23 protein-coding genes (1 of these 23 only partly in view) are annotated in these 23,643 nt (G+C 39.8%); 18 read left to right on the forward strand and 5 right to left on the reverse strand.

The genetic code is table 11. From position 1 onward, the window contains the following. Positions 1-667, forward strand: partial view of a beta-ketoacyl-[acyl-carrier-protein] synthase family protein gene (locus UMU13_RS03230; RefSeq protein WP_328217130.1) — the 3' portion only. Its footprint begins 602 nt before the window's first position; only the last 667 of its 1,269 coding nucleotides appear in the window; its start codon lies beyond the left edge, outside the window; it ends in the stop codon at positions 665-667. After that, a complete protein-coding gene (locus UMU13_RS03235) occupies positions 660-2,279 on the forward strand; it encodes a class I adenylate-forming enzyme family protein (protein WP_328217131.1) in 1,620 nt (539 codons plus the stop codon). Before UMU13_RS03230 ends, UMU13_RS03235 begins: the two co-directional genes overlap by 8 nt. On the opposite strand, the gene UMU13_RS03240 is transcribed toward UMU13_RS03235, so the two are convergent. Next, the gene (locus tag UMU13_RS03240; RefSeq protein ID WP_328217132.1) at positions 2,271-3,449 is read right to left on the reverse strand and encodes an MFS transporter; all 1,179 of its coding nucleotides are present in this window, start codon (positions 3,447-3,449) and stop codon (positions 2,271-2,273) included. The genes UMU13_RS03235 and UMU13_RS03240 overlap by 9 nt on opposite strands. Before the next feature lie 411 nt (positions 3,450-3,860). Between UMU13_RS03240 and UMU13_RS03245 the strand changes: the two genes are divergently transcribed. After that, entirely contained in the window at positions 3,861-4,742 is an 882-nt protein-coding gene (locus UMU13_RS03245; RefSeq protein WP_328217133.1) for a VIT1/CCC1 transporter family protein, read from the forward strand. 17 nt (positions 4,743-4,759) lie between these two features. On the opposite strand, the gene UMU13_RS03250 is transcribed toward UMU13_RS03245, so the two are convergent. Then, on the reverse strand, positions 4,760-5,200 hold the full coding sequence (locus UMU13_RS03250) for a CBS domain-containing protein (RefSeq protein WP_328217134.1): 441 nt from the start codon (positions 5,198-5,200) through the stop codon (positions 4,760-4,762). Beyond that, positions 5,197-5,562 (reverse strand): cupin domain-containing protein, encoded by a 366-nt coding sequence (locus UMU13_RS03255; RefSeq protein ID WP_328217135.1) that lies wholly within the window; start codon positions 5,560-5,562, stop codon positions 5,197-5,199. The genes UMU13_RS03250 and UMU13_RS03255 overlap by 4 nt, the downstream gene beginning before the upstream one ends. A 117-nt stretch (positions 5,563-5,679) precedes the next feature. Here UMU13_RS03255 and UMU13_RS03260 point away from each other — a divergent pair, with 117 nt between their 5' ends. Both UMU13_RS03260 and UMU13_RS03265 read left to right on the forward strand, forming a co-directional pair. Next, positions 5,680-6,864: a YbfB/YjiJ family MFS transporter gene (locus UMU13_RS03260; RefSeq protein WP_328217136.1), complete on the forward strand. Its 1,185-nt coding sequence runs from the start codon at positions 5,680-5,682 to the stop codon at positions 6,862-6,864. Continuing rightward, positions 6,845-7,045, forward strand: coding sequence for a 4-oxalocrotonate tautomerase family protein (locus tag UMU13_RS03265; protein WP_328217137.1), 201 nt, complete (start codon positions 6,845-6,847; stop codon positions 7,043-7,045). The genes UMU13_RS03260 and UMU13_RS03265 overlap by 20 nt, the downstream gene beginning before the upstream one ends. A 5-nt stretch (positions 7,046-7,050) precedes the next feature. On the opposite strand, the gene tsaA is transcribed toward UMU13_RS03265, so the two are convergent. Then, positions 7,051-7,449, reverse strand: a complete 399-nt coding sequence (gene tsaA / locus UMU13_RS03270) for a tRNA (N6-threonylcarbamoyladenosine(37)-N6)-methyltransferase TrmO (protein WP_328217138.1) — start codon at positions 7,447-7,449, stop codon at positions 7,051-7,053. Between the two features lie 472 nt (positions 7,450-7,921). On the opposite strand from tsaA, the gene UMU13_RS03275 reads away from it, so the two are divergent. From UMU13_RS03275 to UMU13_RS03300, 6 genes are all read left to right on the forward strand, one after another. Beyond that, complete coding sequence (locus UMU13_RS03275; RefSeq protein WP_013885527.1) at positions 7,922-8,185, forward strand: ArsR/SmtB family transcription factor; 264 nt, start codon at positions 7,922-7,924, stop codon at positions 8,183-8,185. Then, positions 8,182-9,489, forward strand: coding sequence for a TolC family protein (locus UMU13_RS03280; RefSeq protein WP_328217139.1), 1,308 nt, complete (start codon positions 8,182-8,184; stop codon positions 9,487-9,489). The genes UMU13_RS03275 and UMU13_RS03280 overlap by 4 nt, the downstream gene beginning before the upstream one ends. 19 nt (positions 9,490-9,508) lie before the next feature. After that, a complete protein-coding gene (locus tag UMU13_RS03285) occupies positions 9,509-10,696 on the forward strand; it encodes an efflux RND transporter periplasmic adaptor subunit (protein ID WP_328217141.1) in 1,188 nt (395 codons plus the stop codon). Next, entirely contained in the window at positions 10,697-13,981 is a 3,285-nt protein-coding gene (locus UMU13_RS03290) for an efflux RND transporter permease subunit (RefSeq protein ID WP_328217142.1), read from the forward strand. It begins immediately after the preceding gene. Next, entirely contained in the window at positions 13,982-14,173 is a 192-nt protein-coding gene (locus UMU13_RS03295; protein WP_328217143.1) for a YgaP family membrane protein, read from the forward strand. A gap of 549 nt (positions 14,174-14,722) precedes the next feature. Beyond that, positions 14,723-15,877, forward strand: a complete 1,155-nt coding sequence (locus tag UMU13_RS03300; protein WP_328217144.1) for an MFS transporter — start codon at positions 14,723-14,725, stop codon at positions 15,875-15,877. A gap of 274 nt (positions 15,878-16,151) precedes the next feature. On the opposite strand, the gene UMU13_RS03305 is transcribed toward UMU13_RS03300, so the two are convergent. Continuing rightward, the gene (locus tag UMU13_RS03305; protein WP_328217145.1) at positions 16,152-16,919 is read right to left on the reverse strand and encodes a patatin-like phospholipase family protein; all 768 of its coding nucleotides are present in this window, start codon (positions 16,917-16,919) and stop codon (positions 16,152-16,154) included. Between the two features lie 277 nt (positions 16,920-17,196). Here UMU13_RS03305 and UMU13_RS03310 point away from each other — a divergent pair, with 277 nt between their 5' ends. From UMU13_RS03310 to UMU13_RS03340, 7 genes are all read left to right on the forward strand, one after another. Then, complete coding sequence (locus tag UMU13_RS03310; protein ID WP_328217146.1) at positions 17,197-17,868, forward strand: GntR family transcriptional regulator; 672 nt, start codon at positions 17,197-17,199, stop codon at positions 17,866-17,868. A gap of 2 nt (positions 17,869-17,870) precedes the next feature. Next, positions 17,871-18,536, forward strand: a complete 666-nt coding sequence (locus UMU13_RS03315) for a GntR family transcriptional regulator (RefSeq protein WP_328217148.1) — start codon at positions 17,871-17,873, stop codon at positions 18,534-18,536. 118 nt (positions 18,537-18,654) lie between these two features. Next, the gene (gene purS / locus UMU13_RS03320; RefSeq protein ID WP_328217149.1) at positions 18,655-18,888 is read left to right on the forward strand and encodes a phosphoribosylformylglycinamidine synthase subunit PurS; all 234 of its coding nucleotides are present in this window, start codon (positions 18,655-18,657) and stop codon (positions 18,886-18,888) included. A gap of 19 nt (positions 18,889-18,907) precedes the next feature. Continuing rightward, positions 18,908-19,603, forward strand: coding sequence for a phosphoribosylformylglycinamidine synthase subunit PurQ (gene purQ, locus UMU13_RS03325; RefSeq protein WP_328217150.1), 696 nt, complete (start codon positions 18,908-18,910; stop codon positions 19,601-19,603). After that, positions 19,604-21,835: a phosphoribosylformylglycinamidine synthase subunit PurL gene (purL, locus tag UMU13_RS03330; RefSeq protein ID WP_328217151.1), complete on the forward strand. Its 2,232-nt coding sequence runs from the start codon at positions 19,604-19,606 to the stop codon at positions 21,833-21,835. It begins immediately after the preceding gene. Continuing rightward, positions 21,832-23,223: an amidophosphoribosyltransferase gene (purF, locus tag UMU13_RS03335; protein ID WP_328217152.1), complete on the forward strand. Its 1,392-nt coding sequence runs from the start codon at positions 21,832-21,834 to the stop codon at positions 23,221-23,223. Before purL ends, purF begins: the two co-directional genes overlap by 4 nt. A gap of 137 nt (positions 23,224-23,360) precedes the next feature. Continuing rightward, positions 23,361-23,567: a hypothetical protein gene (locus tag UMU13_RS03340; RefSeq protein ID WP_013885540.1), complete on the forward strand. Its 207-nt coding sequence runs from the start codon at positions 23,361-23,363 to the stop codon at positions 23,565-23,567. Positions 23,568-23,643 lie beyond the last annotated feature (76 nt).

Here is a 23,643-nt window from a genome sequence, read left to right on the forward strand (position 1 = left end):
GGAGAGGTTAGGAGCCACAGTTGGAGATAAATGGAATTCAGAACCTGAGAAAGCTTCCAGACCTTTCGATGCTCAAAGGTGCGGTTTTGTTCCTTCAGAAGGAGCGGGCAGTCTTATCCTGGAATCCCGTAAACATGCACTTAAAAGGGGCGCAAAAATATATGCTGAAATTTGCGGTTTTGGATCCACATGCGATGCCTATCATCCTACTGCACAGAATCCGGATGCTGAAAGTGTGTCAAAATGTATGGAGTCAGCGTTAAATGATGCCAGTATATCTTATGAAAATATTGGGTTTATTAATGCTCACGGCACATCAACTCCAAGCAATGATTTTATTGAGACAAAAGGAATAAAGAAGGTATTCAAAGACAAGTCTTATAACATTCCTATAACGGCTAACAAGTCTGCGGTTGGACATATGTGGGCTGCGTCAGGAATTGTGGAAACTATTTTTACCATTAAATCTCTCATAGAAAATATTATTCCTCCTATTATGAACCTTGAAAATAGTGACAAAGATTGTGATCTGGATTATGTCCGTGGTGTCTGCAAAAAGATCAATGCCGATTACGCTTTGAAAAACTCATTCGGTTTTGGAGGCACTAACGGTTCTTTAATCATAAAGAGCTGTTCAGAGAAAGCAATGGGAGGTTACAATGAGTAGTTATAATGTCAAAAGATTCAGAAATTTTTTTGAGGAAAACTTTGCTTACATAAAAAACATCATGCGCAATGTTGAAAGATACCCGGACTATACGGCTTTAATCGATGGTGAAAGTGGAGAAGTCTGGTCTTACGCACAGCTTAACGAGACAGTAAACAGGCTTGCAAACGCTTTTTTAGCCAAAGGAGTATCATCTGGAGATGTTGTGATTTACCAACTGCTTAATCGCCCTGAATTTGTATTTATCTATCTTGCATGTCAAAAAATTGGGGCTGTAAACTGTCCGGTCAACTTCAGGCTGGCATCGGGAGAAACAGCATTAATTCTGGAGGATTCACGGCCCAAAATGTTTTTGTATGATGAGGCTTTTGCTGATGAGAGTGAAAAAGCTCTGGAAGTTTCACGTTATAAACCGGAGTTTAGCTTCAAAATAAAATCAGCAGATTTTTCAAAATTATATAATGATTCTTCTACAAAAGAACCAAATACAACATTTACTCCCGGTGCATTTGAAGAAGTAACAAGATTGTACACTTCCGGCACGACTGGTTTGCCGAAAGGCGTACCTTTAAATAACATAAATGAAATCTTAACTGCACATGATGTTATAATGCATTTGGGATTAAGTGACAAAGACCGCCTTTTAAATTTATCTCCCTGGTTTCACAGGGGAGGAATTCACATTGGTGGACCTAACCCCGGATTGTATGCGGGGGCTTCTTTGGTTGCTATGAAGGGATTTTTGCCGAAAGAAGCACTCGATATTATCCAGAAATACTCCGTTTCCGTTGTAATTGGTGTTCCTACTATGTTTACATTAATGCTTGAAGAGCAGGAGAAAAAGAAAAATGACCTGAGTTCTTTAAGAGCTGTTGTAAGCATGGGAGCACCACTGGAGAAAAAATTATGTACAAAAATGCAGGAAGTATTTACACCCAATGTATATAATGGATACGGGACTTCCGAGACGTTTTGGAATACGCTGCTTAAGCCGAAAGATTTACCTGAAATGGCCGGATCAGCTGGAAAGTCGTGTGTTTTTGATTCAATAAGAGTTGTGAAGGTCTATGAGGATAAACTTGCCGAACCGGCTGATACAGTGGCCAATAATAATGAAGAAGTGGGGGAAGTTATAATACAGACATTTAAAACTTCAATGGACTATTTCAAGAAACCGGAAGAGGTGAAACATAAGTTTTATAAAGGCTGGTTTTACACAGGAGATCTTGCGGTTTGGAATTCAAAAAGATACATATCCATACGAGGTCGTAAAGACGACATGATAAATGTGGGCGGAGAGAACATCTATCCAACCCAGATTGAAGAAGCCATTAACGAATGCGATTTGGTTAGTGATTGTGCTGTGGTGGGTGTTTATGATGAAAAACGCGGTAACAGTATTGCCGCTTATGTGGTGGGGAAAAATGAGAATATTTTATTGGATGAACTTAAAGTTTTCATAAAAAATCATCCTATGATTCCTGTATATAAAAGGCCGCGGTACTATAGAATTATTGAAGAACTACCTATGACCGCCACAGGCAAAAAACAGCACTATAAATTAAGAGAACAGGCAAAAGAAGACCTCGAAAAAGGCCTGCTTTTAAGATAATCTTTTTCGGTGTATTTTTGAGTTGAAAAAAGTAATGGCAACGAATGTTACCAGTGAAAATACGAATGCGATAATAAAAGGTCCTTTTATATTACTCAATCCGGCCAGTTTATATGCGAAATCAACTGCAATGGGACTGAAAAACTGACCCAGGAATATAGAGGGGGTAATAAATCCCATAGCTGCAACGCCGTAGCCGTCCGGAACACTGTTTACGGCTTCTGTGAAAATATTGGGAACAGTCCAACCAAGTCCTAACCCCACCACAAAAAGACTTGTCAGTAATACGAATGTGTTTGGGGAGTAGATTATTAATAGAAATCCTGCGCTAATCATAAAATAACAGAAGGAAAGGAAAAAACGGCTGAAAAATTTTGCTGCTTTAGAAAAAGAAAGTCCGGCGACAAAACCTGCGCCTGTCAGGAGAGATACTGCTACACCGGATAGTGATGATTCCCCGAAATTCATTTGTTCTATATAAATGGCAATATTAACAGGTACGGTATAAAAGATTATCATTGTGAGAAAAGCCATAAACATCCAACTTACCAGCAAAGGCCGTTTCAAAAGTGAAAGCGGTGTGGTGTTGACCGACTTCGGTGCCTCGGGGTCTTTTAAAAAAATGAGAGCCATTATGAATACAGGAACTGCAAGCAGGTAAACTGTAAAACTCGCCTGCCAGGTTATTTCAGCGAGAAAACCTGAAATTAAGGTGCCTATAATTCCACCGAGATTCGAAGTGGCTGTGGATTTGCCCATCAAATTGGCACGGGTGTCACCTGAATAGAAATCTGCTATCAGGCCTGTTGCCAAGGGCATTAACAGTCCAACTGAAATTCCCAGCAAGGCTCTAAAAACAAGGAGCATCTCCAGATTGGTTGACAATCCGCCGCCTGCTCCTCCCAAAATATATAAAATAAGAGCAACGAGGGTGACTTTTTTTTTGCTGAAAAGTAAAGCTATTTTGCCGTTAAGCAGCGCGAAAACAATTATAAAAAGTGCTGGCATTGTAAGCACAAGCTTGATTTTCCAGTACGGCTCTTCACTGAAAGCATGAGCAATATTGGCAAGCGCCGGTGAAACCACAGCTCCCGCCATTATGGTAAGCAGGGAAAGGGACAGTATTGTGGCTTTAAACAGTCTGGAGTTTATTGAAATATCTGTAAGCATTAGTTAAACATAATAAATTTTTGATATAAAATAAACAGAAAGTATAGCAAATCTCCAAAATTTAAGTATTTATGTAATTTTACAACATTTTTGAACAATAGTGGGGTTTCCACTCATATACGAGATCGGAACTCGTAACTACTGCCAGTAACCGCCTATACCCTCTTCTCATAATTTTACTTATTAGCAAATATTTACCCTGTTAAAAGATCTATTCACAGGGTATGATCGGCAACTGGCAGTATGTTTCTCAGACATCGATCTCTCCATTCGTGAAAATCCCACTATCGCCAGAGCTTTTAAAAATGGGAGAGAGCCAAACAAGAAGTTTGTTGACTAAAGTATTCCATTATAGAATAATATTCAGAGGTATCTGTAACATATTTTTAAACTAAAAGTTGGAGGAAGTTTTTGGAAAAAATAAAGCTGGATCAGGAAACAAAAAATTCATTGATAAATGCTCAAAAAAATGAAATCTCCGAGTATTTTTTGTATCATAAAATAGCCGGCGGACTGAAAGATGAGCAAAATAAACGGCTATTAAAAGATATTGCTGAAGATGAACTGAGGCACTACAAATTTTTGAAGTCTGTTACCGGCAAAGATGTAAAACCGGACAGGTTTAAGATTTTTTTATATTTCTGGATTACAAAAATTTTTGGACTGACATTTGGAATAAAATTGTTGGAAAGAGGGGAGGAAACAGCTGCAAAAGCTTATGAGAAACTCGGTGAAACCCTTCCTGAAGCTGTTGATATTAAACAGGAAGAGGATGAGCATGAACATACGCTCCTTAATATGATAAAAGAGGAAAGGCTGGAGTATGTCGGCTCCATTGTGCTGGGGTTGAATGATGCTCTGGTTGAGCTGACCGGAGCACTTGCAGGACTTACGTTTGCGTTGCAAAATGCCGGTCTTATAGCACTTACCGGTCTTATTACAGGCATTGCGGCATCATTTTCCATGGCAGCTTCGGAATATCTTTCAACTGCTGCTGAAAACAGCAAAAAATACGCTGTAAAATCTGCTATTTATACAGGTACAGCTTATATTTTAACAGTTTTTTTGCTGATTTTGCCATATCTGCTGATGCACAATCCCTTTTTGTCTCTGCTTACTACGCTTATCATAGCCATTCTGATAATAGCGTTTTTTAACTTTTATGTTTCAGTTGCCAAAGATTTTAATTTTATCAAACGTTTTACTGAAATGAGCGCTATAAGTCTCGGAGTTGCGTTACTGACTTTTATTATAAGCTTCGGTATAAGAAGCTTCTGGGGGATAGAAATATAAAAAGCCGGTCTCAGATTTTATCCTGCAATATCTCCGGAAATATATTTTTCCAGCTCTTTTATGGTAAACTTATGATCTGAAATAACCTGCTTGACAATATCTCCTATGGATACAAGTCCTGTTAGTTTTTTGTTTTCCAGAACCGGCAGATGTCTGATACGTTTTTCTGTCATCAATGCCATGCATTCTTCAACAGTGTTTTTGGGTGTTACAAATAAGACGTCGGTTGTCATAATATCGGAAACTTTGAGCTCTTTTGATGATTTGCCTTTAAGAATAACTTTTCTCGCATAATCCCTTTCGGAAAAAATTCCTTTAACGTTGTCTCCTTCCGTAACTATCAGCGCACCGATGTCTTCATCACTCATAATCTTTAGTGCTTCAAAAACAGTTTTCTCCGGGGAAACGGTATAAACCTGGCTCACTTTTTTTGACAGAATGTCTTTTACAGTACTCATAAGTTACCTCCTTTTTTATTTTTAAGCCAAAAATCGAATGATCTGCCCGGAACAAATATGTCAAGTCCTGACGATATATCATCCAGTTCATTTGTGACGATATGGGTTTCGTCTCCGGGGATATATATACAGTCTCCCTCTTCCACATATTCAGTATTGTTGTTTGAGTCCACTACGGACAGTTTTCCCTGAAGCACATACAAAACCTGTGCATTTGGATGTTTGTGCCTGGGCGATGAATGCTTGGGCGGTTTTATGAAATGCTCAATTGATATATCTGCTTCGTTGCAAAGGCTTGTTCTTTTCCAGTCTTTTTCGGGCTCATAGTTTTCAGCCTGGGAATGCTTGATTAATTTCAGCATATGAATCCTCCTGTAATAATAAAATTTTAACATAATATTCAGGAAAAACAAATAAAATAACGAGGTTATAAAATTATAAAACTTGCCTGTGAGGGGTTATTTTGATACTAAATAATTATGACGGATTATTTTAAAGAGAATGTGACTGCCACTCTGGGCGGTATGGCAAGCTTAATAGTATTTTTGGGATTCGGCAGATTCGCTTATACGCCTATTATTCCATATATGCAGGCAGGTGCCGGTATGAGCGATACGCTGGCCGGTGCAGTAGCTTCGACCAATTATTTAGGATATCTTCTGGGAACACTTGTTTTTATTTTCTTTAATAAAATGCGTTATATTTTATTTGTAATATCCCTTGCGGCTATAGCTGTATCTTCTGTTGCAATGGGGTTTACTTCGTCTCCTTTGTTGTGGCATTTGCTTAGATTTATTGCCGGTTTTGCCTGTGCCGTAGGTTTCATTTTATCCACAGCTATGTTGTTTGATTATCTGGCTGGGAGAAATGCCGTTCGTTACATGGGATGGCATTACAGCGGAGTCGGGACAGGGATAGCTATCAGCGGTGTTATAGTTCCTGTTTTCGGAATGATCGGCGGATGGAAGGGCGCATGGATTATGACGGGTATTACCGCTGGCATTATCAGTATTTTTGCAATCTTCTTGATAAAATCTTCTCCTGAATATATAAGTAAAAAAAGCGACAGGGTCACTAATTCGAGTGAGTTTAAAAGAAAAAAAGAGTTCTGGCTGTTGAGCATTGCTTATTTTATGGAGGGTTTCGGCTATGTTATAATAGGAACTTTTATGGTTGCAGCTGCGCAAAATTATCTGGGAGAATCCGGGGTCTCTTATATAGGCTGGATAGTGGTTGGGATATTTGCTGCTCCCTCAACTATTTTCTGGTTTTATGTTTCCGGAAAAACCGGTTTTCCACTTGCTTTAATCTATGCGTATACAGTACAGCTGGCAGGTCTGGTTTTGTTTGTAAGTCTTCAGAATACGATTGCTGTATTTATTGCTGCTATAACCTTTGGCGGGACATTTATGGGTATAGTTTCAATGAGTGTGACGTTTGGCAAAGAATTATGGGTTGAAAGATCTACACAAGCGGTGGCGATACTTACCACTTTTTTCAGTGTAGGCCAAATTATCGGCCCTTTTGTTGCCGGATTTCTCTCTGATGTATATAACAGCTTTACATACCCACTGTTGTTGTCATGCGTGGCTTTATTGTTCGGATTGATATTTCTTTTATATCTTAAAAAATCAGGAGGTAATTATGCCGTTTGTAAACATTAAAATCACAAAAGACGGGGCAACAGAGAATCAAAAAAAGGAACTTATTAAAGGAGCAACACAGTTGCTTGTTGATGTTCTTGGAAAAAATCCTGCCACCACTGTAGTAGTAATCGATGAAGTGGAGACCGACAACTGGGGGATAGGCGGCGAAACCGTTACGGATCGAAGGAATAAAAACTAAAAATACTATTTGTCGGCAGGTATAAAAGGCTTGATATCTAAAATCGGGGTCTCATTCAGCATATCTATGTTTTTTACATAGATTATATTGTTTTCAACTTTTGTAATTTTAAGGACAGAGATTCCCAGCGGGTTTGGCCTTACCGGGGAACAGATACTGAACACGCCTTTTTCTTCATTTTTGTGGGGAGGTTTTGTCCTGAGGTTCCGGGCAGAAAATTCCGGGCTTTTGTGGAAAACGAAAATTGCCATGATTTTATCCCCGGGTGAATAATCTGTAATCCCTTCTTTATATTTTTCCTCAAGGACTATTCTGCCCTTTTCTTCTGATACGCTCCAATGCCGGGGGACCTCAGCCGTATCGGTGTAAAAAAAACCTATAGGTTCAAACGTGTATTTTTTCATAATTCTATCCTTCATTAAAATTTTATATTTCGAGCCCTTTGAATAAGTACCCCACCCAACCTCCCCTAAATTAGGGGAGGAGCTTTATCTCCCCTCCTATCTAAGAGTTAGAAGGGGATTAAGGGGTGGTAAAATTTATAAGAATATATTATTCAAAGATTTTATTTTTTCAATGTAGCATTTTAGGCAAGAGTGGTCAAAATTTTTACTAAACTGATGCCCAACTATTTTTTAAAAGAGATATATCAACAGCAGGATATTATTGGTGAAATAGTGAAGTGGTGAGATAGTGAGGTGGAAAGATGTGTGCCGTCATCACCCAACTCCAAATATAAAGATAAGCTCCGGGATAAAACTCAACTACTTTAACAACTTCAAATACCTTTAACTGAGGCAGTTTTATTAAAAAAATATAACAATTGACAAATATGCGAATATATGTATATTTGTATATGATTTGACGGAGGTTGATATGCTGGATAAATATGCGAATAAATTTAAAGCAATCGGACATCCCGTCCGCCTCAGAATTGTTATGGGGCTGGCACAAAAGGAGTGTAATGTAACAAAAATCTGCGAAGGTTTGGAGCTGCCACAGGCAACAATAAGCAGGCATCTGGCTCTTCTCAGGAATCTTGGAATTGTTGAAGGGGTGCGGGACGGGCACGAAATATGTTATAGTTTAGTAGATGATAAAATAGCAAAAATTGTTGATTTGCTTATGGAGGAAGAATGATGCGGATATTTTTGGCAGTTTGCATGGTTATATTTGCGACGACATCGTTTGCACTTCAGCTTAACTATCAAAAAGGGAAAGAACTTGTTCTGAAAAACAATAATCTGATTCAGGCCTATCAGGAAAAAGTTAAATCTTCCAAGTACAGATATTATCAGGCTAAAGGTGGGTATCTGCCTGATATCAATATTTCGGAAACCTACACAAATACGGATGAGCCTGCAACAGCTGCTTTTTCAACGATGTCTCAGGGTGAATTTGATATGAATTATTTTAGTAATGAACTGGCGAACCCTGACAGCGTGGAAAATTATGAGACAAAAGTGGAAGTTCTTCAACCGGTATTCATGAAAGGGAAAATATATTTCGGGATAAAGCAGGCATCCGGAATGAATGATATTGCGGAGCTGACTTCTGAGAGAATACACCAAAAGGTTATCTATAATTATACCAAAGCTTTTTTCGGCATGTCTTTGGCAGAAAAAGCATTGGAAGTTACAAAAAAATCATATGAAAGGACAAAAAAATATTACCGTATGACAAAGAATTTTTATGAAAACGGAATGGTTGTAAAAAGTGATTTGATGGTTGCAAAAACTCATCTGCTTAAAAACGAAAGTGCAATAAGTGAAGCACGGAAACAGGTGGAGGTCGCACAAAGCAGACTACAGCAGGTGCTTGGGATTGATGAAAGAGTTGATATTGTTTGGGAAACCCCCTCTTTCAAAACGGACAAATCGCTGAATAAATATCTGCAAACCGCTCTCAGCAGCAGGGAAGATCTGCTTGCTCTGGATAAGCGGCTTAACATAGCCGAGCTTGAAACCAAAAAATCGAAATTTAATTTTCTTCCTGAGGTGTCACTTTTTGCCAATTATAAATGGAATGAAAGTGACTTTATGAACGGGGGAGCTGAAGGAGCAACGTTCGGGGCAAAGGTTTCGTTCAATCTCTTTAACGGTTTTGCCGATTACAACAAGATCAGGGAAAACAAAAGTGATTATCTGTATATGCTTAATATAAAGCAGGATAAAAAACGTAAAATAAAATCGCAGGTCAAAAATGCATACTACAGTATAAAAGCCGCCCGAAAAAAACTTCAGGCTGCTGAAAAGCAAGTTGAAGCAGCTTATGAAGCTTTATCCATCACTCAAAACAGATTTAGGGAAGGTTTGGTTAAAATTACCGCACTGCTTGACAGGGAAGTGGACGTCAGGCAGGCGGAACTTAATATGTATATGGCGGAGTATGAGCTTATAACCGGCAGAGCCAGATTACTGCTAAATTCAGGTATATTGAAATAATAATTCAGGGGGAAGATAAATGAAAAGCTGGAAGGGTATTTTTTTAATGTTTTTGGCTGTTGCAGTCGTATCCTGTTCAAATGCCAAAACTGAAAAAGAAGCGTCACCATATGATAAACCGGATAAGTTTACAGTTAATACAATGGTGGTGCATAAAGAGGTTAGAGAGGCAAAAATCACTTTTTCAGGAACTGTTACCAGTGACAAGACGGTGATGCTGATGCCCAAAATTATGGGGTATATCCGTAGCATAAATGTTGATATAGGAGATTCTTTTAGTAAAGATGAAGTGCTTGTCAATATCAGCAGTGATGAGCTGAACGCCAGGGTGAAACGGGCAGAAAGTACGGTAAAAGAGGCACTTATAGGTTTGAAACAGGCTGAGTCCGGATTGAGAATGGCGAAGATGAACAAAAGAAAAGCAGAAGCACAGTTCAATCTGGCTGAAAAGACATATGAACGTTATAAAAGACTAATCAAAAGCGAAAGTGTCAGCCAGCAGGAGTATGATCAGGTGGAGGCTGAATACTTATCTGCCAGGGAATCCTATGATATAGCTGTTGAAAATGTAAATCTGGCCGAAAAGAAACTGAAACAGGCCGGAGCAAGGCTTGAACAATCCAGGGCTGTGCTTTCAGAAGCCCGGTCTTATACTGATTACAAAAAGATAAAAGCACCTTTTGACGGAATAGTGCTGCAGAAACTTTCTGAAGATGGCAACCTTGCTTCTCCCGGAAGTGCTGTACTGAAAATCGGCACCAATGATAAAATCGTTGAAGCGGAAATCGGAGAGAGTCTGTTTAATAATGTTTTTACAGGCGATAATGTTACGATAAATTACCCGTCCGGCAATATATCTTTCACTGCTAAAATTAAAAATAAATCCCGTCAGATATTACCTGGTTCCAGGAAATTTATTATTGAAACCACTGCCGATGATAAACTGCCTGCCGGTGCATATGTGAAGATAATACTAAGTAAAGGACAAAACGAAGGCATCTTTATACCAAAATCTGCAGTGAAGCAGGTGGGGCAGCTGAGCGCTGCAATTGTAAAGGAAGGTGCCCGGGCCAAGATGCGCATTCTGAAACTTGGCAGGGAAACAGGCGGTAATGTCGAAGTATTAAGCGGACTGAATGGGGGAGAAAAATTGGTTCTTACAGATGTGGAATTAATCGAATCCGGAGATATGCTGGAGGAGAAATAGATGGCTGAAAACAACGACAAACGAAAACAAACTAAAAATACCGAACCAGGTTGTGATTATTCCGATAACCTTGAAGCTCTGGAGATGGGGTTAGCTGAAAGGGTTTCAAAATTATTTCTAAAATCCAAAATCACCCCGCTGCTTGTCATTGCCTCGCTTTTTATAGGTATTGTTTCTGTAATCTATACTCCCAAAGAGGAAGAACCTCAAATTGTTGTGCCTATGGTTGATATCTTTGTCCCTTACCCCGGGGCGGATGTGGACAGTGTTGAAAAACATGTAACGGAACCGTTGTCTCAGATAATGTGGGAGATACCGGGAGTGAAGTACGTTTATTCGACGGCAATGGATGATATGGGGCTGGTAACAGTTCGCTTTGAAGTTGGAGAAGATGAGCAAAAGAGTATAACAAAACTTAAAACGAAGATTGATTACAATATGGACCGAATGCCCTATGGTGTAAAAAGTCCGATAATAAAAAAACGCTCCATTAACGATGTCCCTCAGGTGACGCTCACCTTGTGGTCAAAAGAGATGGGTGGATATTCTCTGAGGCAGATAGCCGGTGAGGTGGAACACAGATTAAAAAGTGTTGAGGATGTTTCTATTACCGATATCAAAGGAGGATACGAAAAAGTTGTTCGTATTGAACCGGATACGGATAAACTGGATGCTTATAATGTGGATTTTTTCAAGATAATACGTTCCCTGAAAATGTCCAATGATTCTCTGAATACCGGAAATATTACCAGAAACAATGAGGTTATTTATATGTCAGCCGGAAGCTTTTTCCAGTCGGCTGAAGAGATACGAAATATAGTTGTGGGTGTTAATAAAGGCTCTCCTGTTTATCTCCGGGATGTGGCTGAGATAGAATACGGAGCTGAAATACCTGACAACTATCATTTTATGGGTTTCAATGAAGACAAAACTGAAAAAGTCTATTCAGCCGCGACAATCACACTTGCCAAAAGAAAGGGCAGTGACTCGGTTGTGGTCTCTGAGCATATACTGAGCAAACTCGAAGATCTCAAAGGAACGGTAATTCCTGATAATGTTCATGTGAGTGTTACGCGTAATTACGGGGAAACGGCCTATGAAAAAGTAAAGACGCTTATTGAGCACCTGCTTGGGGCTATCGCTGCAGTGATACTTGTTATGACACTGACAATGGGTTGGAGAGCCGGACTCGTTGTATTTGTAGCATTGCCTGTTACGTTTGCCCTGACTTTTTTCGTATATTATATGTTTGACTATACATTAAACCGGGTAACACTTTTTGCTCTGATTTTTGTCACCGGTCTCGTGGTGGATGATGCCATTATTGTTGTGGAAAATATCGAGCGGCATTTCAGGATGGGAAGTAAAAATCTGTTTGCAAAAGCAGTGAAAGCAGTGGGAGAAGTCGGAAATCCCACGATACTGGCGACAATCACCGTCATTGTTGCCATTTATCCGATGGCTTTTGTGGGAGGGTTAATGGGTCCTTATATGAAACCGATGCCCATAGGAGCCTCCCTTGCAATGATTTTTTCACTTCTTGTGGCATTGATTATCACACCATGGCTTGCTTTGCAGCTTCTTTCCGGCAAGGCGGGAAAAGGCAAAGATGCTGAGTTGAGTGAAGATGAATGGGTAAAGGGTACAAAACTTTATAAGTTTTACAGTTTTATTTTAAGTCCTCTTATGGAGAAATGGTATTATAAGCTGATACTTACCTTTGTTATGATAGGCCTCTTTATTGCAGCTTTTCTTATGGTGCCGGCTAAGATGGTCGTCATGAAGATGCTGCCATTTGATAATAAAAATGAACTGCAGGTTATCATAGATATGCCTGAAGGCACCCCGCTGGAAAGGACCAATACCGTGGCAATGGAGGTAGGCAATTATTTATCAGGTGTGGAGCAGGTTGAAAATTTCCAGATATATTCGGGTATAGCTGCCCCTATTAATTTTAACGGTCTTGTCAGGCAGTATTATCTGAGAAAGGGTGAGAATGTCGCTGACATACAGGTTAATTTTGTGTCTAAGAATAAAAGGGAGTTGAAAAGCCACGCGCTGGCAAAAGTTATCAGAGGACCGATACAGAAAATAGGCGATAAATACAATGCTAATATTAAAATAGCCGAAGTACCGCCGGGGCCGCCTGTTATGTCCACGCTTGTTGCAGAGGTTTACGGGCCTGATAAAGAGAGCAGACGTGAAGTTGCGAAGAAAATTAAAGAGGTTTTTAAATCCACCAAAGGTGTGGTGGACGTGGACTGGTATGTTGAAGACGACATGAAAGAACTCCATCTGAAGGTGGACAAAGAAAAAGCTGCATTAACGGGTATTTCAACGGAAATGATAACCCGAACTGCTTATGCGGCAGTCAAAGGAAGTAAAATCGGTATACTCCATACGGGAAATGACCGGGAAGAAGTTGATATTGTTATAAAACTTCCGGAATCTAAAAAGTCTTACCAGAATGTTTTAAGCAATATAATGCTGACATCCATGAACAACAAACAGGTGCCTCTTAATGAACTTGTTAAATTTGAGTACAAGACAAAAGAAAAACCTGTTTATCAGAAAAATCTGAAGCCGGTAACATATGTGACAGGGGATGTGGCTGGTGTTGAAGAAAGTCCTGTGTATGCGATACTTGATATGAAAGATGATATTTCCGAAATTTCGTATAACGGACACAAGATTGAACAATACTGGATCAATCAGCCTGAAAACATTAATAAAGTTTCAATGAAGTGGGATGGAGAGTGGCAGATTACATATGAGGTTTTCAGAGACCTGGGACTGGCATTTGCAGCCGTGCTGGTAATTATGTATTTTCTTCTTGTTGCATGGTTCCGCTCTTTTGCAACCCCGATAATTATGATGCTGCCGATACCTTTGAGTCTCCTCGGGATTATTCCCGGACATTACCTTTTCGGGGAGTTTTTCACCGCTACAAGTATGATAGGTTTCATTGCTCTGGCGGGGATAATGGTCAGGAATGCAATACTGCTAATTGATTTTATCGAGAACGGTCTGAAGAAAGGTAAATCGATTAAGGATTCTGTGATAGAATCCGGAGCTATCCGGACGAGGCCGGTATTTCTTACGGCAATTACAGTGGTTGTGGGAGCTTTGTTTATGCTTCCGGACCCTATATTTGCAGGCCTTGGTGTTTCACTTATCATGGGGGCTCTTGTATCGACAGTATTGACCCTTGTGCTTATACCGATGGCGTACTATATGTTTTACAAGTTTATGCTGAAAATTGGTAAAATAAAAAAGGAGGCTTAAATGACGGTAAAAAAATTGATGAGAATAATACCGGGACTTATGGTTACAATCAGTGCTATATTGGGGCTTATCCACAGTCCCTGGTGGTTTGCTTTGACACTTTTTGTGGGCATTAATCTCACACAGTCCGGATTTACGGACTTCTGCCCGTTGGAAAAGATACTTCGGAAACTGGGTTTTCCTGAACAGTAACACATGATACAGTGTTAAGCGTTAAGTGCTAAGTGTTAAGATAAGGCTAAGGCAAAGGTAAAGGTAAAGGTAAAGGTGGGGAAGTAGTGAAGTAAAGTGATAAGCACAGTTGCATATTTATTCGTTATGTCGTTTCATATGGTAGAGATTTCTCACTTCGTTCGAAAGAATGCCTGCGGCTATCACCAGTCTTTTAGACTGGTAAATATGTTTACATTCTATTTATCCGCACAAGGCGGATGTTAGACAACAATTTATGTCATTCCGAGTGGAGCAAAGTGGAATCGAGGAATCTCTATCTATATATTAACAATTTCTGCGTTTCTGCTTAGTAAAGATAGAGATAATTTTAGTTGTAGATCTGGATAGTTTTGCTTTCACATTCACACTTACGTTCACTAATCTTGAACGTTTTTATAGTTGTGCTTTAGGTTTTGTACAAAACTCTAAAATTTTATTTTTCCCTTTACAGTATGGGATTATTGAACAATTATAGTTTTTGCTTATCCTTATTTATTCCGTAATTATCAGTTGAACAAGGACGGTTTGTTGAATACGAGCAAAACAGGAATTCAGGCGGTATTTTTTTCACTTTTTTATTTTTTGAACTTCGCCTCTTTGGGCGTTTTTCTCCCTTATCTGGCGCTGTTTTTTAAAGAGAACGGCTTCAGCGGTCTTCAGATTGGGATAGTTCTGGCTCTTGTTCCTTTGTGCAAATTTGTTTTTACCTCAAAATGGACGAAGCTTTTTGGTGCATCTCCAATGCCTCATTTGTTTGCAGCTTTAAGTGTACTTTTGGCTAATATCGCTCTGTATTTTCTTATCCTTTTCCCGAGCTTTTTTACAGCTGCGGTTATTGTGTTTGTCTTTTCAACCCTGAGAGTAGGTTTATTACCGGCTGTTGATCACTGCAGTATGGAATTTTTCAAAAAAAGCGGAATCGAATATGGTAAAATGCGAATGTTCGGGTCTATCGGCTTCATTGCATCCACAGTTATTATGGGTAAAATTGTTGATATCTGGGGTGTGGATTCAATTGTTATCGCCGCCTCCGTGCTGGGTTGTGTTTCTGCAGTCCCATTGATTTTTCTTCAATTGAGTGACGGGGTTTGCAAAAACGACCGAAAAAAAGGCTCAGAAGCTTTTCCCCTTTTCTTTTATTTTATACTTGTTGCCGTAATATTTTATTTTGCATCGTTTAAATTTTTCGGAAGCTTTTTTAATATTAAAATAGATGAAGCCGGGTATTCGCAGTTCCACGCCGGAGCGATCTGGGGATTCGGGATATTATGTGAAGTATTTGTTATGTACTATGCCGGAAGTATTTTCAGAAAATATAAAGCTGTAAATGTTCTGATTTTATCTATGTTTCTTGGAGCCTTCAGGCTTTTTGTAATTGCCTTCAGTGCAAATCTTTTGATTCTTTATACTGTAAATCTGCTTCACGGATTTGCTTTCGGAGCTTATCACCTTTCCGTCTTAAGGCTTATTCAGCAAAAGCTCCCTGGAAAAGTTCGTCTCAAAGCACAAAGCCGGTATTCTGAAATGAGTTTCGGACTCGGGGCTATAATCGGTTCTGTATTAAGTGGTATCATATATGATATGGCCGGGGTTAACGCTATCTTTACAATCGGAGGTCTTCTGGCTGTTTTTTCATCAATTATAGTTTTTATCGGCGGCAAAAAACTTGCAACAAATAAATAATTAAGTTTCGCACTTCTCTGTGTCTAGCATTCGCTTTTAGCGAATATATAGAATGTTAAACATATTTACCAGTCTAAAAGACTGGTGCTAGCCATAGGCATCCTTGAGAAACCCTGTGAAAACAGGGTTGTGGCAAGCTCAAAATAAGAAAAGTATGGAGATTGCTTCGTCGTTTTCACTCCCTGCCCTGTTAAATGCCACAGGCAATCAGCGAAGCTGATATTTAACAGGGTGAACAAAGACGAGAAAACAGTGTAAGTGCGAAACTTGAATATTAAGATAAACATTTCATAGTGTATTTGTATCCTGCCTCAATAAGTTCTTTACCTCTGTAAAACTCGAAAAGACCAAATTCCCTGAGATCCGGTTTCAGTATTTTCCATGCCTCAGAATTTTTCAGCTGATATGATGTCAGGTGGTGTGACATTATTGTGATTGACCTGTTAATTGTACTCATAACATTGGGTGATTCTTCAAAGTAAGGTACTTGAAGCGGTGAGTTCAAGTCCACTGCTATAATTTTTCTGTGCCTTTTATGAGAAAGAATATCCACGGGAACGGGGTTTGTTATTCCACCGTCTACAAAATACATACCTTTGATTTCTGCAGGAGTGAACAGTCCCGGTATGGATATGGAAGCTCTTACTCCTTCTATTACAGAACCTTTTTCGAATGTTACGCATTTGCCGCTTTCCAGACTTGATGCGCAAATGTATAGTGGAATTACTGTGTCTTCAATTTTTTTGTTTTTTAAATTTTCAGCAAAAAGTTCCAGAAGCCTGTTCCCGCTGATGAGCCCTTTTACGGGCAGAAGGTTTACATCGTAATATCTGAGTACACGGCGTTTATCGAGATTTAAAACAAAATCTTCAAATTCATTTAAAATACCGAAAGCCTCATAAGCTGCTATTATAGCACCCGCACTTGTCCCGGAAACAGCTTCAATTTTATAATCCAGCTCTTTGAGTGCTTTTATTATGCCTATATGTGCCCATCCTTTTGCCGAGCCGCTGCCCAGTGCAAGGGATACCTTTTTAACCAATTTTGCCACCTTATCTCTTTGACTTTTGAATAATTCCAGCTTCTCTTATACTTATAGCAAATAAAATTATCTTTTGTAAACCGATCTGAATGACCTGTCACAATTTTGTATGCTGTTATATTTTTATTTGACTGTCAGAAATTTGTTGTGTATAATTGAATACTGTATACAGAATACATGCAATGATTAGATATTTTAATTGTTTTCCGGATGTTTTGCTGTAGAGCATTTATCTCGGAAAAGTCAAAAAAAGGGTCTTCGTAAGGCGGGTGCAATATTGGATAATCCTAATATACTGGAGAGCAAACCACTCCGTGAGAGGATTGCGGACAGGCTGAGATCCGATATCATAAAAGGTACATACAAAGACGGCGAGCGCCTCGTTGAGCCAAAGCTGGCTGAAATGCTCGGTATCAGCAGAACCCCTATTCGTGAAGCCTTACGACAGCTTGAGAATGAAGGATTTGTGGAGATAGTCCCCAGAAAAGGGGCGGTAGTGAAGGAGCTTACTCTTAAAGACATCGATGATTTGTACGCGATTAAGGCTAATCTTGAAGGGCTTGCTGCAAAACAGACTACAGAAAATATTTCCGAAAAAGATATAGAAAAGCTGAAGAGTATTAATGAGAAATTTTACAGGATTTCATCAGGTAAAACAAATATCATCGAAGAGTACCTGAAGTATAATTTAGATTTTCATAATATGTTTATTGTGTTATCAAAGAATCATAAGCTTATAGAAATTTTAAAAGGGCTTGATAAAAACTTTCAGCGTCTGAAATCCATACTTGTTTCCAAGTCTGACAGGGCGGAAGAAGCAAGGATAGAACATGAAGAAATTATTAAGGCTTTTGCTACAAAAGATCCTGATTTGGCGGAAAAGACAGTAAGATGGCATATTGAGAACGGCTGGGAGTATCTCAGGTCAAAACTTAAAAAGAGGTATTAACATTGAAAGAGCTTAATATCGACAGTACTCCGTTAAGTGAGCGTATAGCAGGGACTATAAGGGATTATATCCTTAAAGGAAGGATTAAACAGGGTGAGCGCCTCACCGAACCCAGGCTCTCAAAGCTGCTTGGCATAAGCAGAACGCCAATAAGGGAAGCTTTGCGTATTCTTGAAATGGAAGGGTTTATTGAGATTTTTCCCAGACGCGGCGCTGTAGTTACAGATGTTACAGACAAGGATGTCGATGAGATATTTATTCTAAAGGTAAAGCTGGAGTCTTTGGCTGCCAAGCTTGCCGCTGAGCACCTTAGTGATGAAGATATTGCAGAACTTGAAGAGTTGAACGAAAGAATGGAAAAGTTTGCCGATGCAAAAAATGTATCGATTCTCATAAAATTAAATTCAGAATTTCATAACCTTATCATTTCCAAATGCGAAAATACACGTCTTGCTAAATTTCTCGAAGCCCTGCTGAGACAGTTTAAGAGGGCGACAGCCTATTCTTTTACCGAAGCCGGCAGAATTCAGCGGGTGATTGAAGAGCATAGAGAGATTATCGAATCATTTAAAAAGCGTGATTCCGAGATGGCTGAAGAGCTTATGGCAAAGCACATTCAGAATGGCTGGCAGTTTATCAAATCCAGAGTAAGCGGCGAAGTTATTTAATCTTGTTTTTTCTATAATTCGTTGTATCTTATCAGTTTTCCAGTTGTTTACATCCTTAAAAAAGTGGTGACTGTGCACTTTTATTGTGTTATATACCCAAAAAATGTTGGAGTGAAAAATGAAAGTCAAGGTTGAAGTGAGATTTAAAGAGGGAGTTCTTGACCCGGAAGGTCAGACTATTCTGAATACTTTGAACAGAAAGGGGTATGATTTTGTCAGTGATGTCAGGGTTGGCAAAGTTATCGAGCTGGAAGTCGAAGACGGCATTGAAAGGTATGAGAAAAAAATAGAAGAAATCTGTCATTCCATTCTGGCCAATCCGATAATAGAAGACTACAGAATAATTTATTAAAATAGTAAAAGGTGAAGATATGAAAGCAGGGGTTGTTGTCTTTCCCGGTTCCAATTGTGACCATGACTGTTATTATGCCCTAAACAGCATACTCGGGATTGATGCTGAATATATATGGCATAAAGAAGACAGTGTAAAAGGCTTTGATCTTCTCGTATTACCCGGCGGATTTTCGTATGGTGACTATCTTAGATGCGGAGCTATAGCAAAGCATTCTCCTGTAGTGGATGCAGTAGTTGATTTTGCAGAGAAAGGCGGTCATGTTCTGGGGATATGCAATGGTTTTCAGGTTCTTACTGAATCGGGACTGTTGCCGGGTGCTTTGATCAGAAATAAAAATCTTAAATTTATCTGTGAATATGTCAATGTGATTGTGGAAAATGCTAAAACAGGGTTTACATCCTATTATAATGACGGCGAAATACTGAATATCCCCATTGCTCATATGGACGGCAATTATTACATTGATGAAAAGGGGCTGAATGATCTGCTGGAAAATGAGCAGGTGGTTTTCAGGTACTGCGATGCAGACGGTGGGATCAGTGAAGAGGATAACCCTAACGGCTCCGTTTATAATATTGCCGGTGTGATAAATAAAAAAGGCAATATAATGGGGATGATGCCGCATCCGGAAAGATGCTGTGAGCCTTTGTTGGGGGGCAATCACGGCTATTATCTGTTTGAATCGATAAAAAATTTTCTTAAAGGTGCATAAATGGGAGTCTACGAAAAATTTAAATATCCCGGCGTTAATCTGAAAGTTGCCATGGAAATGGGACTTAAAGAGGATGAGTATAAAAATGCCTGTGATATATTGGGGCGTGAACCGAATTATATAGAGCTTGGTGTTATTACTGCTATGTGGAGTGAGCACTGCAGTTACAAAAGCAGCAAAAAACATCTGAAAAAATTTCCTACAGAAGCTGAGTGGGTTGTTCAGGGTCCCGGTGAAAATGCCGGTATTATTGAAGTGGACGGTGATATTTGTGCCTGTTTTAAAGTGGAAAGTCACAACCATCCTTCCTACATAGAGCCATACCAGGGTGCAGCTACCGGAGTGGGCGGAATACTAAGGGATGTCTTTACAATGGGTGCAAGGCCGGTGTGCGCAATGAATTCACTGAGATTCGGCCCTTTGAATAATGACGAGAGTGTACATTTGTTAGAAGGTGTAGTTTCAGGCATAGCCGGATACGGTAACTGTTTTGGTGTTCCGACTGTCGGCGGTGAAATATATTTTCATGAAACATATCAAAAAAACCCCCTTGTCAACGCTTTTGCTTTGGGACTGGTGGACAGAGATAAAATTTTCTATGCAAAGGCAGAAGGTAAGGGTAATCCCATTATATATGTCGGGGCAAAAACAGGTAAAGACGGTATTCATGGGGCCACCATGGCAAGTGAGGAATTCAGCGAGGAGAGTGAATCTAAAAGGCCTAATGTGCAAATTGGCGACCCTTTCAAGGAAAAACTCCTTCTGGAGGCCTGTCTGGAACTTATGCAGACGGATTATATAGTGGGGATTCAGGATATGGGCGCAGCCGGTTTGAGCAGCTCTTCTTTTGAGATGGCTTCCAAATCGGATACAGGTGTTGAACTGGACCTTGAAAAAGTTCCTGTGAGAGAAACAGGCATGACACCCTATGAAATAATGCTGTCAGAGTCTCAGGAGAGGATGTTGCTGATTGCGAAAAAAGGGTATGAAAATAAAGTTAAAAAAATCTTCGATAAATGGGATCTGGATGCCGAAGTTATAGGTAAAGTAACAGATGATGGTTTTGTCCGATTGAACTGGAACGGCGAGGAAGTGGCAAGTCTGCCGGCTAAATCTTTGGCGGATGATGCGCCTGTTTATGATAGAAAATATACCGAGCCTGAATCTCAGAGGCAAATAAAGGATTTTGACCCGGCTTCGATTGACGATCCGGGAGGCTACCCTGCAATTCTGGCCAGAATGCTGTCTAATCCCAATATTGCATCAAAAAAATGGGTTTACAGGCAGTATGATCATATGGTTCAGACAAATACAGTTTTTTTACCCGGTTCAGATTCAGCACTGTTGAGAGTAAAGGGGAGCAAAAAGGGGTTAGCAGTTTCTTCTGACTGTAACGGAAGATACTGTTTTGTGGATCCTTATGAAGGGGGGAAAGCTGCTGTACTAGAAAGTGCACTTAATGTAGCGGTATCCGGGGCCCGGCCGAAAGCCGTCAGCGATTGTTTGAATTTCGGTAATCCTGAAAAAGAAGGGGTAATGTGGCAGTTTGTAAGATCAACAGATGGTATGAGCGAAGCCTGCAAAATACTGAATACACCGGTGGTAAGCGGAAATGTTAGTTTCTATAATGAAACGGAATCAAAAGCAATTTTACCCACCCCTACAGTTGTGATGGTTGGGGTTTTGGACGATATAAATAAAAGAATCCCATCTTTTTTCAATAAAAGAGGCAGTAATATTATTGTTGCAGGGAATTTTAACCCTAAGATAGATGCAAGTGAATACCTGTATAAGATTCATAACAAACTTGAGGGAAGTGTAGGTGAAGTTGATCTGAATCTTGGTTTGAGATTAATTGATTTTTTAGCAGAAGCAGCAGAAAAGGGTCTTATCTTATCCGCCCATGATGTTTCCGACGGCGGCTTGTGTGTTTGTCTGGCTGAAATGTGTTTTAATAAAGGAATTGGTGCCAATATAGATATCAACAGAGATATCCGCACAGATGAGTTATTGTTTGGAGAAAATATGCCTTTGGTTTTACTGGAAGTGGACGATTTGCATTTAAAAGGGGTTGAAAGTTTGCTGGAAAATAATAATATTCTTTTTGAAAAACTCGGTAAGACAGACGGTGATTTGCTCACAATCCGTCATAACGGTCATCTCGTAATCGATGAGAAAGTTGAAGCTGCAGCAGAGGTTTTTAATGAGTCTCTCGGAGAATTAATGCAATGATATTTGATAAGTTTAAAGAAGAATGTGGAGTTGCCGGTGTATACGGTGACAGCGAAGCGGCTAATCTTGTGTATCTGTGCCTCTATGCTTTACAGCACCGAGGGCAGGAAGGGGCAGGAATTGCTTCATCCGACGGTGAAAAAATAAACTATGAAAGAGGACAGGGGCTTGTTGCCGATATCTTTTCAGAAGAAAGACTGAGCAAACTCAAAGGTGACATGGCTGTTGGGCACAACAGGTATTCCACGGCCGGAGAAAACCATATAAAAAATACCCAACCCATTGTTGCTGATATAAGCAAAGGTTCCATTGCTCTTTCACATAACGGAAATATTGTTAATGCCGATGAAGTAAAGAATGAACTTGTGCAAAACGGGGCAATATTTACTTCCACTTCAGACAGTGAAATTATCATACATCTTTTGGCAAAAAGCAAAAAGGATAACCTGATTGACGCTATCATTGCCTCTCTGACAAAACTGAAAGGGGCATATTCGTTGTTGTTTATGACGAAGGGAACAATGATAGGTGTCCGGGACCCGTTCGGTTTTCGTCCGCTTATTTTGGGAAAAATAAGGACAGGGCACGTTCTGGTCAGTGAAACGTGTGCGCTGGATTTGATTGAAGCTGAGTTCATAAGGGAAATTGAACCCGGTGAAATGGTGATTATCAATGATGAGGGGATCCGAAGTATTTATCCATTTGAAAAAGAGAAGCCAAGACCTTGTATATTTGAACATATATATTTTGCCAGACCGGATTCTTTTTTATTCGGTACCGATGTTTATTCGGTCAGAAAGAAAATGGGGAAAAAACTTGCCGAGGAAGCGCCTGTGGATGCCGATGTGGTAATGCCCGTTCCTGACTCAGGAGTTGTGGCAACACTTGGATACTCTGAAGCCAGCGGAATTCCCTATGAGCACGGGCTTATCAGAAACCACTATGTTGGCAGAACATTCATCGAGCCTGCCCAGTCCATCAGGCATTTTGGAGTAAAAATCAAACTTAATGCCGTTAAATCGATAATAAAGGGAAGAAGAGTGATTGTTGTGGATGATTCCGTTGTCAGGGGAACCACAAGCAGAAAGATTGTGAAAATGCTAAGGGAAGCGGGAGCTTTAGAGGTACATTTCAGAATTAGTTCTCCTCCCACAAGATTTCCCTGCTTTTACGGAATAGATACACCCACCCGAAAGGAACTGATTGCTTCGACACATACTGTGGAGGAGATAAGGAAATATATTACAGCTGATTCCCTTGCATACCTGAGCAGGGAGGGGATGTTTGAATGCTCAAGAAATGGCGATTTCTGTGATGCATGTTTCAGCGGCGATTATCCGACGATATATAAATTTGGTGATGACAGTAACCCAAGAGATGAGGTGTAAGAATGGATAAACCGGAAATCAGGATTTTTGGCTCAAGTTCCGATTTTGAGTCCGGCTGAAGCCCTTCATATTTTCCCGCAGGCTGCGGGAAGAGCGAAGATCCTTACTTTGAATTTTATGTTGCTCTGGATGCTTATTTGACCAAGAACGACTGCAGGGATTATGATATAAAATATATTGATATTTCCACACCGGAAGTTTTGGACTATCTGGAGGATGTTAACAATATAGTAGAGGGCAGGCTGCCCCTGCCTTATGTTTCTCTGGACGGCAGGCCGTTTTGCTGGGGTATCGAAGATGCCGGTAAGGCATACGAAAAATTGAAAGAAAAGATATGTCCTTAAGTTTCACTAAGGAGATTAACAGAGATTATGAGCATATAGATAGAGACCTCTCCGCTGAGCTCGAGGTGACAAAAAA

The sequence above is a fragment of the Flexistipes sp. genome (genome assembly GCF_036172515.1).
GTDB lineage: Bacteria > Chrysiogenota > Deferribacteres > Deferribacterales > Flexistipitaceae > Flexistipes.

Coding starts and splice junctions, on each gene's coding strand:
- UMU13_RS03235 (WP_328217131.1), top strand. CDS start 660: ATGAGTAGTTATAATGTCAAAAGATTCAGAAATTTTTTTGAGGAAAAC.
- UMU13_RS03240 (WP_328217132.1), bottom strand. CDS start 3,449: ATGCTTACAGATATTTCAATAAACTCCAGACTGTTTAAAGCCACAATA.
- UMU13_RS03250 (WP_328217134.1), bottom strand. CDS start 5,200: ATGAGTACTGTAAAAGACATTCTGTCAAAAAAAGTGAGCCAGGTTTAT.
- UMU13_RS03255 (WP_328217135.1), bottom strand. CDS start 5,562: ATGCTGAAATTAATCAAGCATTCCCAGGCTGAAAACTATGAGCCCGAA.
- UMU13_RS03260 (WP_328217136.1), top strand. CDS start 5,680: ATGACGGATTATTTTAAAGAGAATGTGACTGCCACTCTGGGCGGTATG.
- UMU13_RS03265 (WP_328217137.1), top strand. CDS start 6,845: ATGCCGTTTGTAAACATTAAAATCACAAAAGACGGGGCAACAGAGAAT.
- tsaA (WP_328217138.1), bottom strand. CDS start 7,449: ATGAAAAAATACACGTTTGAACCTATAGGTTTTTTTTACACCGATACG.
- UMU13_RS03275 (WP_013885527.1), top strand. CDS start 7,922: ATGCTGGATAAATATGCGAATAAATTTAAAGCAATCGGACATCCCGTC.
- UMU13_RS03280 (WP_328217139.1), top strand. CDS start 8,182: ATGATGCGGATATTTTTGGCAGTTTGCATGGTTATATTTGCGACGACA.
- UMU13_RS03285 (WP_328217141.1), top strand. CDS start 9,509: ATGAAAAGCTGGAAGGGTATTTTTTTAATGTTTTTGGCTGTTGCAGTC.
- UMU13_RS03290 (WP_328217142.1), top strand. CDS start 10,697: ATGGCTGAAAACAACGACAAACGAAAACAAACTAAAAATACCGAACCA.
- UMU13_RS03295 (WP_328217143.1), top strand. CDS start 13,982: ATGACGGTAAAAAAATTGATGAGAATAATACCGGGACTTATGGTTACA.
- purS (WP_328217149.1), top strand. CDS start 18,655: ATGAAAGTCAAGGTTGAAGTGAGATTTAAAGAGGGAGTTCTTGACCCG.
- purQ (WP_328217150.1), top strand. CDS start 18,908: ATGAAAGCAGGGGTTGTTGTCTTTCCCGGTTCCAATTGTGACCATGAC.
- purL (WP_328217151.1), top strand. CDS start 19,604: ATGGGAGTCTACGAAAAATTTAAATATCCCGGCGTTAATCTGAAAGTT.
- purF (WP_328217152.1), top strand. CDS start 21,832: ATGATATTTGATAAGTTTAAAGAAGAATGTGGAGTTGCCGGTGTATAC.